The organism is Pseudomonas sp. CGJS7, from assembly GCF_036961695.1.
Window position 1 is genome coordinate 23,818 of sequence record NZ_JBAMDI010000030.1, and the last position, 14,829, is coordinate 38,646.

Annotated in this window: 11 protein-coding genes; 5 read left to right on the top strand and 6 right to left on the bottom strand. The window is 69.4% G+C overall.

Annotated features, from left to right (window positions below; translation table 11 throughout):
- The first annotated feature begins 70 nt into the window (after nucleotides 1-70).
- From tilS to V7787_RS19120, 4 genes are all read left to right on the top strand, one after another.
- Nucleotides 71-1,372, top strand: coding sequence for a tRNA lysidine(34) synthetase TilS (gene tilS / locus V7787_RS19105; protein WP_336089100.1), 1,302 nt, complete (start codon nucleotides 71-73; stop codon nucleotides 1,370-1,372).
- A gap of 232 nt (nucleotides 1,373-1,604) precedes the next feature.
- The gene (locus tag V7787_RS19110) at nucleotides 1,605-1,910 is read left to right on the top strand and encodes an exodeoxyribonuclease VII small subunit (RefSeq protein WP_336089101.1); all 306 of its coding nucleotides are present in this window, start codon (nucleotides 1,605-1,607) and stop codon (nucleotides 1,908-1,910) included.
- Between the two features lie 108 nt (nucleotides 1,911-2,018).
- Nucleotides 2,019-2,900 carry a (2E,6E)-farnesyl diphosphate synthase gene (gene ispA, locus V7787_RS19115; protein ID WP_336089102.1) on the top strand — a complete coding sequence of 294 codons (882 nt, stop codon included), beginning with the start codon at nucleotides 2,019-2,021 and terminating at the stop codon, nucleotides 2,898-2,900.
- 24 nt (nucleotides 2,901-2,924) lie between these two features.
- Nucleotides 2,925-3,341: a hypothetical protein gene (locus V7787_RS19120; RefSeq protein WP_336089103.1), complete on the top strand. Its 417-nt coding sequence runs from the start codon at nucleotides 2,925-2,927 to the stop codon at nucleotides 3,339-3,341.
- An 85-nt stretch (nucleotides 3,342-3,426) separates the two neighbouring features.
- On the opposite strand, the gene V7787_RS19125 is transcribed toward V7787_RS19120, so the two are convergent.
- From V7787_RS19125 to pmbA, 4 genes are all read right to left on the bottom strand, one after another.
- Entirely contained in the window at nucleotides 3,427-3,774 is a 348-nt protein-coding gene (locus tag V7787_RS19125; RefSeq protein WP_336089104.1) for a DUF4870 domain-containing protein, read from the bottom strand.
- A gap of 257 nt (nucleotides 3,775-4,031) precedes the next feature.
- Nucleotides 4,032-5,171: a DUF1501 domain-containing protein gene (locus tag V7787_RS19130; RefSeq protein ID WP_336089105.1), complete on the bottom strand. Its 1,140-nt coding sequence runs from the start codon at nucleotides 5,169-5,171 to the stop codon at nucleotides 4,032-4,034.
- A gap of 17 nt (nucleotides 5,172-5,188) precedes the next feature.
- Nucleotides 5,189-6,685, bottom strand: a complete 1,497-nt coding sequence (locus tag V7787_RS19135) for a DUF1800 domain-containing protein (protein WP_336089106.1) — start codon at nucleotides 6,683-6,685, stop codon at nucleotides 5,189-5,191.
- A 160-nt stretch (nucleotides 6,686-6,845) separates the two neighbouring features.
- A complete protein-coding gene (gene pmbA, locus V7787_RS19140) occupies nucleotides 6,846-8,234 on the bottom strand; it encodes a metalloprotease PmbA (RefSeq protein WP_442965321.1) in 1,389 nt (462 codons plus the stop codon).
- A gap of 78 nt (nucleotides 8,235-8,312) precedes the next feature.
- Between pmbA and yjgA the strand changes: the two genes are divergently transcribed.
- Nucleotides 8,313-8,882, top strand: coding sequence for a ribosome biogenesis factor YjgA (gene yjgA, locus V7787_RS19145; protein ID WP_336089107.1), 570 nt, complete (start codon nucleotides 8,313-8,315; stop codon nucleotides 8,880-8,882).
- Nucleotides 8,883-9,054: 172 nt separating this feature from the next.
- Here the strand turns inward: yjgA and tldD are convergent, their stop codons facing one another.
- Nucleotides 9,055-10,497 (bottom strand): metalloprotease TldD, encoded by a 1,443-nt coding sequence (gene tldD / locus V7787_RS19150; protein WP_442965322.1) that lies wholly within the window; start codon nucleotides 10,495-10,497, stop codon nucleotides 9,055-9,057.
- Nucleotides 10,498-10,706: 209 nt separating this feature from the next.
- Nucleotides 10,707-14,750: a YhdP family protein gene (locus V7787_RS19155; RefSeq protein WP_336089108.1), complete on the bottom strand. Its 4,044-nt coding sequence runs from the start codon at nucleotides 14,748-14,750 to the stop codon at nucleotides 10,707-10,709.
- Nucleotides 14,751-14,829: the final 79 nt, after the last annotated feature.

Below are 14,829 nucleotides of genomic sequence, written 5' to 3' on the forward strand. Positions count from 1 at the left end.
GTGCCGGCCCGGCACGGTTGCAGCATCACGCGTGGGTTGCTGCGTCCCGTTGCCGTGGCACCATGCGCGCATGCCCGTATCAATCGACGATGCGATCGCCCAAGCCCTGGCGCAAACGCCGGACGCGCCGCTGTGCGTGGGCTACAGCGGCGGGCTGGATTCCAGCGTGCTGCTGCACGCCCTGGCCGCCTCTGCGCGCGTGCGCGAACGCGGCTTGCGCGCCTGGCACGTCCATCACGGGCTGCACGCGCAGGCCGACGATTGGGCCCGCCATTGCGCCGAATTCTGCGCCGGACTCGGCCTGGAACTGAGCGTTTCGCGGGTATCGGTTGCGCGCGACGACGGCGACGGCCCCGAAGCGGCGGCGCGGCGCGCACGGCATGCCGCGTTCGCGGCCGGATTGGGCGAAGGCGAAGTATTGGCGCTGGCCCATCACCGCGACGATCAAGCCGAAACCCTGCTGCTGCGGCTGCTGCGCGGCTCCGGCCCGGACGGGTTGGCGGCGATGCGGCCGTGGCGCGATTGCGGGCGTGGGCAGCTGTGGCGGCCCTTGCTGAACGTCTCTCGGCAGACGCTGCAGGCTTACGCGCTGGATCGCCGGCTGGCATGGATCGACGATCCCAGCAATGAAGAACATCGCTACGACCGCAATTTCCTCCGCCACCGGGTGATGCCGCTGTTGCGCGAACGCTGGCCGCACGCCGACAGCGCGTTCGCCCAGTCCGCGCGGCTCAGCGACCAAGCCGCGCGCTTGCTCGACGGCGAAGACGCGTTGGCGCTGGCGCAAGTGCGCAGCCTGGATCCGCAGGCGCTGTCGCGTTCGGCGCTGCTGGCTTTGCCGCGGGAGCGGCGCGCGCGGGTGCTGCGCCGCTGGATCGATGCGCTCGATCTGCCGCCGCTGCCGGCGCAAGCGATCGAACGGATCGAAGCGGACCTGCTGCCGGCGCGCGCCGATGCCGAAGCGCAGTTCGTCTGGAACGGCGCGGTCGTCCGCGCCTGGCGCGATTTGCTCCACGCGCAGCGCCTGCGCCCGGCGTTGCCGCCGGACTGGAGCCGCGCCTGGGACGGCCGCGCCCCGCTGCCGCTGCCCGACGGCGGCCAGCTATGTCTGCACGGCGCCGACGCCTTGCCGGTGGCGTGCCTGGCCCACGCGCGCCGCGGCGGCGAGCGCATCGCCCTGCCGGGCCGCGAACACCGCCATTCGCTCAAGAACGCGCTGCAGGAACTGGGCGTGCCGCCGTGGGAGCGTCTGCGCCTGCCGCTGTTGTCGGCCAACGACGGCGAGTTGTGGGCGGCCGGCGATCTGCTGTATTCGGCGCGGATGGATGCGTGGCTGCGCGAACGTGGGGCGCGGCTGGAATGGACGCAGTAGCGCCGTTGCTGGCGCCGTGGATGCGGTGGCGCGGTCGCGGCTTGCGCCGCTCCTACAGGGCAAGGCCGAGGCCACGTATCGCACTGTAGGAGCGGCGCAAGCCGCGACCGCGCCACCACCAGACCCTGCGCAACCCCACCGACTCACACGCACCGCAGCCGCGACACCGCGTCACAGCGCAACCGCGACCACGCGCATTGACCGCGCCCGGCCCCCGGCTCACACTTCTCCCATGGCCCGTAAATCATCTACTGAAGCCGCCTCTACTGAAGCCGCCGCCGCGGACGCCTCGCCGGTCGCCGATTTCGAGCAATCGCTGGATGCGCTCGAATCGCTGGTCGAGAAAATGGAACACGGCGAGATGAGCCTGGAAGACTCCCTGGCCGCCTACGAGCGCGGGGTCGGCTTGTACCGCCGTTGTCAGGCGGCGCTGGAGCAAGCCGAGTTGCGTGTGCGTCTGCTCACCGACCCGCAAGAACCGGCCAGCGCCGAACCCTTCGGCAATGCTGGTCCGCCCGGCAGCGAAGTCGATGCCTGATTCCCGCGTCGGCCGCGCCGCGACGGCCCGCTGCGCCACCGTTCCGGCATCGGCGCGATGAGCATGCCCCGCCCCGCTGCGTCCGGTTCTCCGAGGCCCGATCCGTCCATGCTCGACCGTACCCTCAGCGATTGGCGCGAACGCGCCGACGCCGCGCTCGCACATGCGCTGCCGGTCACCGACGCCGAACCGCGCCGCCTGCACCAGGCCATGCGCCATGCGGTGCTGCTCGGCGGCAAGCGCATGCGTCCGCTGTTGGTCTACGCCAGCGGCGCGCTGTTCGAAGTCGCCCCGCTGACCCTCGACGCGCCTGCCGCGGCGGTCGAATTCATCCACGCCTATTCGCTGGTGCACGACGACCTGCCGGCGATGGACGACGACGCGCTGCGTCGCGGCCAACCCACCGTGCACGTCGCCTTCGACGAAGCCACCGCGATCCTCGCCGGCGACGCGCTGCAGTCGCTGGCCTTCGGCGTGCTCGCCGACACTCCGGTCGCCGACGCGATCCGGGTCGACCTGCTGCGCACCCTGGCCCAGGCCGCCGGCGTGGCCGGCATGTGCGGCGGCCAGGCGCTGGACATCGACGCCACCGGCGCCGGCGTGCGCCTGGACGTGGCCGCGCTGGAACGCCTGCATTCGCTCAAGACCGGCGCGCTGATCCGCGCCTCGGTGCGCCTGGGCGCGCTGTGCGGCGGCGCCGATCCGGCGGCGCTGCAGTCGCTGGACCGTTACGCACAAGCGCTGGGGCTGGCGTTCCAGGTCCGCGACGACATCCTCGATATCGAAGGCGACAGCCAGACCCTGGGCAAGACCGCGGGCAAGGACATCGCCCAGGACAAGTCGACCTTCCCGGCGTTGATCGGTCTGGACGCATCGCGCGAGCGCTTGAACGAACTCGCCGCGGCGATGGAGCAGGCGCTGGAGCCGTTCGGCGAACGCGCCGCGGCGTTGCGCGCGCTGGGACGTTTGGCGATCGAACGCGACCGCTGAGCGAAGTCACCGCGAGCGCGCGACATGTTCATGCTGATACGCGAAATTTCGCCCTACACCGCTCCCGACCAGTTGCTGGGCGTATTCACGACCCAAGCCGCTGCGCAGCAGGCGATGCGGACCTACCTGGCGGAAGTCGCCGAACACGATCCTTGGCGCGGCCAGGCGTTTCGCGAGGTCGACCCGGTCCAGGACGTGCGCATCGAAACGATCGACGACCGGCGAGGCGATCGCGACGGTGGCCTCGTCTACGTCCCGACCGACTTCAGGGAAGGCCTCGGCCAAGTCAGCGTGCGCTTCCTCGCCGCCTACAGCGACGCGGACGAAGCCCGAGCCGTCGCGGCCGCGCTGGAGCAAAGCGACCATGCCTACGTCGCCGCGGTTGCGCTCGACGGCCCGCATTGGAAAGACCCCGCGCGCGACAACGACCGCGGTGCGTGAGCGGAAATTCGCCGCCCGTTTTCGCGACAAAAAAAGCGGGCCGAAGCCCGCTTTTTTCATGCCTGCGCGAACGCGCCGTGCGGTCTTACTTGACCAGACGCAGCGTCCACGGATAACGGTATTCCTCGCCCTTGTTGGCGGCGAGCGCGGCCATGATGGTCAGCACCAGCCAGCCGATGCCGACCACGGCCATCAGCAGGAAGCCGATCAACACGATGCTCAGCACCACGCTGACGATCATCGCCAACAGCACGGTGATGTTGAAGTTCAGCGCTTCTTTGCCCTGGTCGGCGGCGAAGGGCATGGTGTCCTTCTTGATCAGCCATACCACCAGCGGGCCCAGGACCGAACCCAAGGGAATGAGCAGACCGACCAACGTGCTCAGATGAGCCAGCATGCCCCAAGTTTTCTCGTCCTGACTGATATCGTTCATTACGCTTCCTCTACGTGTTGGTTGGTGTCGGTACAAGTCGCCGTGCCCTGGGCGCGGCTTCCTTGTGGGCATCATAAACCTTTATTCATCACAGAATAACAACGCCAACGCGCAAGTTTTGCGGCCCCCGGTCCACGCAGGGAGGGCAAGAATCCGGCCACGCTGGGCGCATCCGGGCATGTCCGATACCGCTCGATTCGACCTCGGCGGCGCCCGCCCGACAATGCGCTGGCGCATTGTCGTCAGGGCCTGAGCGCTCAGGTCAGCCGCAGGCCCTGCATCGGCGTCACCGCGCGGCTGCCCGGAAACACCTTGGTTTCCACCGCCGCGTCGGCCAGCCCCACGTGCTCGATCAGCACGCGCTTGAACAAGCCGCGCAAGTCGCTGGTGGCGCGCACGTCGCGGCCTTCGTTGAGTTGCGCCGGCGCCAGGCCAGGCCAATCGCCGCCGATCCGGCCGCCGCCGACCGCGCCGCCGCACAGCAGGGCCACCGCGCCGGTGCCGTGGTCGGTGCCGCCGCTGCCGTTGATCGCCGCGGTGCGGCCGAACTCGGTCACCACCGCGATCACCGTGCGCGACCACGCGCCGCCGAAGCCGTCGCGCGCGTTGGCCAAGCCCTCATCGAGCTGGGCCAATTTGCGTTGCAACAGCGGCGCCTGATTGCGATGTGTATCCCAACCGCTGTCTTCGACGAAACCGATGCGCGGACCGTCGGCCGCGGCCATGCGCTGCGCCGCCACCCGCATCGCCTCGGGCAGCGCGAACGCGCCCTTGCCGTCGCGGGTCATCGCGCTGGTCTGGGCGGAACGTTCGAACACCTCGCTCAGGCGCGGGTCGGCCGCGTACAGCGGCTGCAATTGCTGCAACAACAACGGATCGACTTTCTTCGACAACGGCGGCGACCAGTTGCTGGCGCGGTCGCTGCCGCGCAGCGCCAGCGGCATCACCGCCGCGACCGCCAGCGCCGAATCGCCCGGCAGCGCGCGCACGCAGCGGCCGAGCCAGCCGTCGCGCGCGCCGTTGGGCGTGGCGGTGCCGTTCTCCAGGCAATCCTGCGCGTCGAAATGCGAGCGCTGCCGGTAAGGCGGCGCGATCGCCACGATCGGCAGCAGTTGCTTGGCCCGATACATCGCCGCCGCCTGCTGCATCGCCGGATGCAGGCCGAATTGACTGTCGATCCGCAACGGATCGGCGATCGCGCCGTCGCCGCGCAAACCGGCGTAGGCCGGATCGCCGATCGCCGGCAACAAATGCAAACCGTCGAGCCCGCCCCGCAACAGCACCAGCAGGAAACGGGTGTCGTGCCCGGTGGCCGCGCGGGTCGCGCCGGGGAACAGGGTCAGCAGCGCGCTCGCGCCGAACGCCGCCAGCAGGCCGCGTCGTTGAGCGTCGATCATGTTCTGGCCTCCATCGCTCATGCCCTCCACTGGAAGGCGGGACTGGCGAACAACAGCGAGTAGCCGTCGCTGGCCGAGCCGGCGCGGCGCAGGCCGATGGCGAAATCGCCGCTGACCGCTTCGCTGCCGAGTACCGAGACCGCGCGTTCGTACGGCGTGGAGCCGTTGGCGTCGATGCGCGCGGCGAACAACTGCGCCGCCTGGATCCGCTTGAACAAGCCGTCGGGACTGCTCCAATCGGCGGCGGTGTCGGGGAAACCGGCCGGCGAGCGCGGCGTGAACACCGGCTGGCCCAGGCTGGCCAGCAACGCGATCAAGGCGCGCGCGTCGTTCTCCACCGGCAACTCGCCCGCGCGCAGCGCCGAGATCACGAAGTCGTTCGGCGTCTTGAACTTGCGCGCGTCCGCCGCCCAGGCCTGATCGCTTTCGACCATGCTGGTGTACAGCGCGCGCAGGTCGCCGTCGCTGCGCAAGTACGCCTGCGCCATGCGTTCGACCAAGGCCGGCGGCGGTTCGTCGGCGACGAAGTGGCGCGCCAGCTTGAAACTCAGATGCTTGGCGGTGGCCGGATGTTTGGCCAGATCGGCCAACACCGCGCGGCCCTGCTCCATCCCGCCTTCGGCGTACTCGCGATCGAGCACCCGGCGCGCGCCGGGTTCGTGCGCGTTGGCGCGGAACACGAACGGCTTGTCGAAACTCTGCGCCTCGCGCGGGCCCGGCGTGCTCCAACCGGTGATCGCGCGCGCCAGTTCGGTCACATCGGCCTGGCGGTAACCGCCGTTCACGCCGAGGGTGTGCAGTTCGAGAATTTCGCGGGCGAGGTTTTCGTTGAGCCCGCGCTTGGGTTTGTTGGCGCGTTCGGCGTTGACCGCGACCCGCGAGTCGTTGCCGATCGACACCGCGTTGTCGAGATAACGCAGCATCGCCGGGTGGGTTTCCACCGCCAGCAGCATGTCCTGGAAACGTCCGAGCACGTGCGGACGGATCGCTTCGCGCTCCATCGAGGCCGCGTACAAGCGCGCGTTGCCTTTGTCGATGGATACGGCGAAATGGTTGGACCAGAACTGGGTCAGGCGTTCGACGAACGGCGCCTGGGTGCGCGCGGCGTTGCGGTAGCGCGCGGAGAATTCGTTGAGTTGCTGGCGGCGCATATCGCGCAGCATCGCCTGGGCCGGACCGTCGGCGTCGCTGGCGGGTTTGTTGCCGGCGGGCATCGCGGCGGCGGCCATGGCGGCGCGACGGCGCGGACGCGCGGCCATTGCGTCGGCATTATCAGCCGCCGCCATGACTGGCGCAGGCGCCTTGTTGCCGCGATCTTCGCGATTGAGCCGTTGTTGCTCGAACTCGCTGCGCATGGTCGCGGCGCTGTCGGGCAAACCCTCGAACTCGACCGACGACGCGGGCTGACGCAATTGCGCCAGCAACACCTCGCGCCCGTCGCCGCCGCGATCGATTTCGCCGGGGCGCGCGCCGAGTCCGAAACGATTGGCGGCAGTGGCCTTGCTTGCGCTCATCGGGCTCTCCGGGGCAATAAGATACCTTCGGGAACGGACGCGCACCTTGCCGGTTGACAACAATCGGCGCCCGTTCAGGCGCCGATTCGGCGTTTCGAGAAATCGAACGGAAATCCGTTGTGCCGCGATTCAAGCGCGGCGTCTTGCGCACACGCCGCGATCAATCCTGCGCGCTGTCGCCGGCCACGGTCATGCGCCCGATCAGAATCGAACCGGTGCGCACGTGCGAGCGGTAATCCACGTCGGTGCCGACCGCTTCGATCGCCTGGAACATCGCGCGCAGGTTGCCGGCGATGGTGATGCCGTCGACCGGGTACTGGATTTCGCCGTTCTCGACCCAGAAACCGGCGGCGCCGCGCGAGTAGTCGCCGGTGACCGAGTTCACGCCCTGCCCCATCAGTTCGGTGACCAACAGGCCGCGGCCCATCTGCCGCAGCATCGAGGCCAGATCGCCGGCATTCGCCGCGACCTGCAGGTTGTGCACACCGCCGGCGTTGGCGGTGCTGCGCAGGCCCAGCTTGCGCGCCGAATAACTGCCGAGCACGTAACGCTGCAACACGCCGCCGTCGATCAACGCCGACTCGCGGGTGGCCACGCCTTCGGCATCGTAGGAGGTCGAACGCAGTCCGCGATGCAGGAACGGCTGTTCGTCGATGCGGAACCACGACGGAAACAGCTGGGTGCCGACGCTGTCGATCAGGAAACTGGCGCGCCGGTACAAGGCGCCGCCGCTGACCGCGCCGAGCAGATGGCCGACCAGCGAACGCGCGCTTTCGGCCGAGAACAGCACCGGATAATCGCCGGTCGCCAATTGCCGCGGCGCCAGGCGCGCGACCGTGCGTTCGGCCGACTTGCGGCCGACGTTGACCGCCGATTCCAGTTCGTCGGCGATCAAGGCCGAAGTGAACCAGCCGTCGCGCTGCATACCGTCGCCGCGGCCGGCGATCAGGGCGCAGCCCAGGCTGTGGTGGCTGCTGCGCTCGCGTCCGAGGAAGCCGTGCGAGTTGGCGTACACGCCCAGGCTGCAGCCGGTGCCGACCGAAGCGCCATCGGAATTCTCCACCCGCGGATCGAACTCGCGCCCGGCCGTTTCGCAGGCCAGGGCCAGCTCGATGGCGCGGTCGGCGTCGATGTACCACGGATGCCAGGTGTCGAAATCGCGCAGATCGGTGGCCATCAGCGCCGCGTCGGCCAGACCGGCCGCGTCGTCGTCTTCGGTGTAGCGGGCGATCGCGCAGGCCTGTTCGACCGTGGATTCCAGGCTGTCCTCGCGCAGGTCCGCGGTGCTGGCGCTGCCCTTGCGCTGGCCGAAGTAGACGGTCACGGCGATGCCGCGGTCGCGGGTGGATTCCACCGTCTCGACCTCGCCCATGCGCACGTTCACGTTGAGGCCGGTCTCTTCCGAGCACGAGACCTCGGCCTGGGTCGCGCCGCGCGCGCGCGCCGCCGCGAGCAGGCGCTGGCTGAGGTCGGACAGCGCGTCCAGGCGCGCTTCGGGGTCGGCGAAGGTATGGGCCGGGGCGGCCTGAGCGAGGGCTGACGCGTTCAATGGCTTATCCTAGAGAGGTGCGGCGCCAGGGCGCCGCCGTCGTAATGTTCAGTTTGCAGGCTATAGAGGTGTTTTGCGATGCGCGGCAGAGATGAGGAAACCGGCGAATTCCTGAGCCCCAGCCGGAGCCAGAACCGGCGCGAGGCGCTGGAAGTGCTGGCCCTGGGCGAGAAACTGGTCTCGCTGACCGAGGCGCAACTGGCCAAGCTGCCGGTGCCCGAATCGCTGTTGCCGCACATCCGCGAATGCAAGCGCATCACCGCGCACATCGCCCACAAACGCCAGCTGGCGTTTCTGGCCAAGCAGATGCGGCGCGAAGACGAACAAGCCCTCGACGCGCTGCGCGATGCGCTCGACGAAAACGGCGAAGCGGCGCGGCGCGAAGTGGCGGCGATGCATCGGGTCGAACAATGGCGCGAGCGACTGCTGGAAAGCGGCGACGCGGCGCTGGCGGAGTTGCTCGACGAATACCCTGGCGCCGACCGCCAGCGCTTGCGCCAGTTGGTGCGCAATACCCTGGAAGAACGCAAGCGCAACAAGCCGCCGCATTCGTTCCGCGAGTTGTATCGGGAGTTGCGTGGGGTGGTGCTCGGCGCGAATGAGGATTCGTCCGAGGACGATGCTTTGGACGACGAAGACCAAACCTGACGCTTGCCTTTGAGCCCCTCTCCCGCTTGCGGGAGAGGGGTTGGGGTGAGGGCACCCAGATCGCGACGCACACTGCGCAGTCGCGCACCCTCATCCGGCCCTTCGGGCCACCTTCTCCCGCAAGCGGGAGAAGGGCTCGGTGCGGGAGAAGGGCTCGGCGCAACGCGCAACCTCACGCGCTGGTGCCGCCCACCGTCAGCCCATCGATCAACAGCGACGGCTGGCCCACGCCGACCGGAACGCTCTGCCCGTCCTTGCCGCACACGCCCACGCCCTCGTCCAGCGCCAGGTCGTGGCCGATCATGCTGACCTTCTGCATCGTCTCCGGGCCGTTGCCGATCAAGGTCGCGCCCTTCACCGGCGCGGTGATCTTGCCGTCTTCGATCAAGTACGCCTCGGTGGCCGAGAACACGTACTTGCCGCTGGTGATATCGACCTGGCCGCCGCCGAAATTGACTGCGTACAAGCCCTTTTTGACCGAACGGATCATCTCTTCCGGATCGTGGGTGCCGGCCAGCATGTAGGTGTTGGTCATCCGCGGCATCGGCAGATGCGCGAACGACTCGCGACGGCCGTTGCCGGTCGGCGCCATCCCCATCAGCCGGGCGTTGAGCGTGTCCTGCATGTAACCGACCAACACGCCGTCTTCGATCAAGGTCGTGCAATTGGTCGGCGTGCCTTCGTCGTCGACGTTGAGCGAACCGCGGCGGCCTTCCAGGGTGCCGTCGTCGACGATGGTCACGCCCTTGGACGCCACCCGCTGGCCCATGCGCCCGGCGTAGACCGAGGTGCCCTTGCGGTTGAAGTCGCCTTCCAGACCGTGGCCGACCGCTTCGTGCAGCAGCACGCCGGGCCAACCGGCGGCGAGCACCACCGGCATCACCCCGGCCGGCGCGTCGATCGCGTCCAGATTCACCAGCGCCTGCCGCAGCGCTTCGCGGGCGAAGCGCTCGGGTTTGTCGCCGCCGAGCAGTTCGGCGTAGCTGTAACGTCCGCCGCCGCCGGAATAGCCGCTCTCGCGGCGACCGTTCTGCTCGACGATCACCTGCACGTTCAAGCGCACCAGCGGGCGCACGTCGGCGGCGAGCACGCCGTCGCTGCGCGCGACCAGCACCGTGTCGATGCCGCCGCTGAGGCTGACCATCACCTGCTTGACCCGCGGGTCGGCCGCGCGCAGCAACTTGTCCAGCTTGCGCAGCGCTTCGACCTTGGTTTCGTTGGCGATCGAATCGATCGGATCGTCGCTGGGGTACAGCGAACGCCCGCCGCCGCGCACCAACTGACGGGTCTGTTGCGCGCTGCCTTCGCGGGCGATCGCCCGCGCCGACTTGGCCGCGCCCAGCAGCGCGTCGCTGTTGATTTCGTCGGAATAGGCGAAGCCGGTTTTCTCGCCACTGATCGCGCGCACGCCGATACCCTGCTCGATCGAGTGCGAACCGTCCTTGACGATGCCATCCTCCACGCTCCAGCTCTCGCGCCGCGAATGCTGGAAATACAGGTCGCCGAAATCGATGCCCGGCCCCAACAGGGCGCCGAAGCTGCGCTCCAGGCCGCCGGCATCGAGCCCGGCGGGCAGGAGCAGACGGGATTCGGCGATCTGTATCGGTAGGGTCATGGCGGAACCGTGGCTGCGTGGAAGGGTCATCTTAGCGGCCGGGCCGCCGGGGTAACCGGCCGGGGCGCGGGAATGCGTCGCCGGACCGGCCTGGAACCAAGATGGTGGCGCGGGATCGGCCGATCAATGGCCCCGGGCTTGCCCAATCCGGGGTCGGCGGGCCCGGCCGGGCGCGCTACCGGCCGATCCGGCGATCTTGGGGACCGTCCTCAGCCTTCCGGCGGCGGCGTTTTCTGCGTCACCCGGGTCTGCTCGCGCGTCACCACCTCGACCTTGGGCTCTTTCCACGGCCCGGTCACCCGGTAGGTCTTGGACGCCAGGCTGCCCAGCGGCTTCTGCAGCACCGCATTGGCGGCCGCGCCGATCGCCGCGCCGATCGGTCCGGCGGCCAGCGCGCCGACCGCGGTCAGCACGTTGGCGGCCTTGGGCCGCACTTCGATGGTCTGGTCGTAACTCTGGGTGCGCAGATCGGTGGCGCCGCGGATGGCGATGTTGGCGGCGGGGCCGTCGATCACCAGATCGTCGCTGCGCGCGCTGCCGTTGCCGAAGCGCACGTTGCCGCCGATCCGGTCGAAGGCGAAGCCCTTGGAGAACAGGTCGCGGAAATCCAGAGTCAGGCGCCGCGGCAGCTGCGCCACGCTGAGCAAGCCCAGCACCCGGCCCGCGCCCGGATCGATCTCGATCAAGCGGCCGTCGCGCACGTCCAGATTCAAACTGCCTTCCAGCGAACCCAGAGCGAAACCGGCCGGGCTGCCCGGCCAGCCCGCATCGAGCTTGGCCTTGCCCTTGCCGCCGCCGATCTGGCCGCCGAGGCCGAAACCGCCGAGCAAGCCGCCGACATCGCCGCTGTCCAGGGCGACGTTCAAATGGGTGCGCGCACCAGCGCCGCGTCCGGTCCAATCGCCGCTGACGTCGATGGTTTGCTTGTTGCCGCGCGCGCTGAACTGATCGATGCGCATGCCCGCCGGGGTCGGCCGGGTGCGCAGACTGGCGCTGCCGAGCGCGGCGTCGCCGAAACGCAGATCGGCGATGTCCAGGGTCAACGCCGGAATCTTGGCCGGGTCCATCGCCGCATCCGGCGCCGGCTGCGCCGCGGCTTGCGCGGTATTGGCCGCCGCCGCAGTAGCCGCGCTGACGCCGTTGGCGCCGGGATTGACCGCGGCGTTGGCAGCTGCGCCCACAGCGCTGGCCGAACGCCAATGCAGACGCGCGAACTTGCCGGCGATGGCGCCGCCCTCGCCGCCCGGAACCATCAACGCACCTTCCAGCGCCGCGCCTTCGGTGCGCACCGCGGTCGCGCCGCGCGCGGCCGGGGCGACGATCACCCGCGTGTTCGGGAACACGCCGCCGAGCAATTGCAGGCGCTGCGCGGTGACGTCGATGCGTTGGAGCGTCACGCCTTCGCCGGAACCGCCGCCGTGCGCGATCGCGATCCAGTCGATCGCCTCCAAGGCATTGGCGCGGCCGGTGGCGATCAGGCCGCTGGCCGGCGGCGCTTCGTCGACCCGATTGGCGCCCAGCACCACCCGCACGCCGGTCTTGCCGTTGGTGGTGCGCGCGCGCAGCGCCAAGGTATTGCCCAGCGCCACCCGCACATCGCCGCTGCCCAGCGGCAACGGCGTATCGATGGTGGTCGCCAACGGCACGCCGGCGGGCTTGTCCAACGGCGGCGGCAAGGTCATTGCGGTGCCGACCAGGCTGGATTGCAGATGCAATACCGTCGGCGCAGACGCGGCCACCGTCGTCGGCCGCGAACCCGGCGCGCCGACCACGCTGGCGCTGGACGCCTTCGGAATCGAGATCCCCACCGTCCACAACGAACGCCCGTCCAGATACGACTTCAACCAGGCCAGTTCGTCCGGCCCGCGCGCGATCAGCTCATCCGCGCCCGACATCACATCCAGCCCGGCCTCGAACACATTGCCGCGATCGCGCACGAAACTCTCGCCCGCGCGCAACGACAACTTGCCCGGCGCGCCGTCGTGCAGCACCGCCAGATCGTCGGCGCGGAATCCGCCGCGGCCGTACTCGGCGCGGCCGCGCACTTGTTCGAACGCGAGCTTCCAGCGCGGATCGCCGAGCTTGGCGTTGTCCAGATCCACCGTGCCCGCGATCTGGGTCTCCGCGCCGTGGTGCAGCGGCAACTGCATATCGAAACCGACCGTCGCCGGACCGCTGGCGCGCAGATTGTCGAAGGTGTCGGCATGCTCTTTGCGCAGCGGGCTTTGCTTGAGCAGGGTCAGCAACTGGGTCGCATCGGCGGCGGCATCGGCCTTCACGCTGAGCGCGCCGTCCTTATAGTGATCGATGCCGGCCTGAATCTTGCGGATGCCGACCCCGGCGATCTTGCCGGTGCCTTCGACGGTGAAACCGTCGGCGACGAAACTCACCTCGGCATCCAGCGCTTCCACCGCCGGCCATTCGGGCTGGAACTTCACCACCGCGCCGTTGAGGCGCGCGCTGGCCTGGAACAAGCCGTTGTTGCGATTGAACGGCCATTCGTCCAGATCGCCGGAAATCACCGCGTGCGCATTGTCCAAGCGCCCGCCGACCAAGGCGGTATTGAGCCAATTCAGCAGAGTCGGCGACATCTGATTGCGGATCCAGAAGCCCTTGGCGACCGGCACCTGCGTAGCGTCCAGATCGGCGGCGATATCGATCCACGGCCGCGAACCGTCGCCCTGCCACCACATCCCGCCGCGCGCGCTGACGCCGAACGCGCCGCCGTCGCCGACCAGACGCAGCGACGTAGTCCCGACCCGCCAACCGTTGCCCTCGCGCCAACCGCCGACGCGGCCGTTGAGCTTGACCGTATGCACCACGCCGAAACCGCTCGGCCAATCGAAGCGCATCGGCGAATCCGGATCCAGGTCCAGAGTGAAACCGTCCGCATCGGCCTGCAGATCGCCGGCCAATCCGCTCAGGCCCGGCGACGTGCCGACCGGATCGAAGCCCACCGCTTCGATCCGCGCGCTGGCGAACATCGGCCCGTTGCGGCGCCCGTTGAGCGCGATCGAACGCAGCGAAACCCGCGGCTTGGCGGTTTCGAACCAATGCCGCAAACGCTCGGGCAAGGCGTCGCTGAGCGCGGCCACCGCGATCAGCGGACCCGCATCGATACGCTCGGCGCGCAGCGCGTAATGATCGCCGCCGGCCACCGCCAGGCCGTCGAGCTTCTGCACGTTCTCGCCGCTGCCGATGCGCAGGGTCGGCGCGTCCAGGCGCCAGCCGCTGTCGGTCAGCCGGTACTGGGCCAGGACTTCGACATGTTCGAATTCGACCCGCGTCGCGGGCGCGGCGGGCGGGTTCGCTGCCGGCGGGGTAGCGAGCGGCGCGGAAGGCGTCGAACTCGCGGGCGCGGCGGCGGCAGCCGGAGCGGCGACGGCTGTCGCCGCCGCGCGCTCGGCGCGCAAGCCGACCCGATCCAACGCCGCCGACACCGTCACCGCGGCGATCCGATGCCCGCGCAGATCGGCCCAGGCCTCGCCCCGGCCCTGCCCCGATTCGATCCGAATGCCGACCAACTTCAGCAGCGGCGACCAACCCGCCAGATCGGCGCGGGTGGCGCCGGCATAGGCGCGGCCGTCGCCGCGCTTGCGGTCGAAATCCAGCACCACATCCAGCGGCGTCGACGGCGCACCGGCGACCCCGACGGTAGGCCATGCGCGCGCGCCCGCGCGCACCCGGTCGCCGTTGACGCGCAGGCGCAGATCGATCTTGGGAACCCGCGCATCGATGCCCAGGCTCGGCGCGATCACCGCCAGTTTGGCGTCGATCACCTGCAACTCGCCCAAGCCTTCCAGCGACGACAGCGGATCGCGCTGCGGACTGGTTTCCTGCCCCGGCAGACCGCGCACTTTCCAGCGGCCGTCGTCGGCGCGTTCCAAGGTCAGGTCCAGGCCCTTGAGCCGCAATTCGGAGAACGCCTGCCCCGGCAACAAGCCCGCGTAGATCGACACCAGCATTTCCGCATCGCCGATGGTGAACGCCTGCGCGCCTTCGCCGATGCGCAAACCGTCCAGGCGCAGCAGCGGACCGCGCCGGGTCCACTGGGTTTCCACTTTGTCGAACGCGACCGGCCGGCCGGCGCGCTTGCTCAGCCACTGCGCGACTTGCTCGGGATGGCTTTCGGCCAGCGGCAGCACCTGACTGGCCGCCGCCAACAACAACGCCACCAGCACCAGCACGATCGCGACGCCGTAGAAGGCGCCACGACGGGCCAGACGCAAGCGACGGCGCAACGGCGTGGGCATCAGAAGCGTCCCAGCCCCCTCTCCCGCGTGCGGGAGAGGGTTGGGGTGAGGGCGCGCGGAGTAGCGAGCGACGACGGCA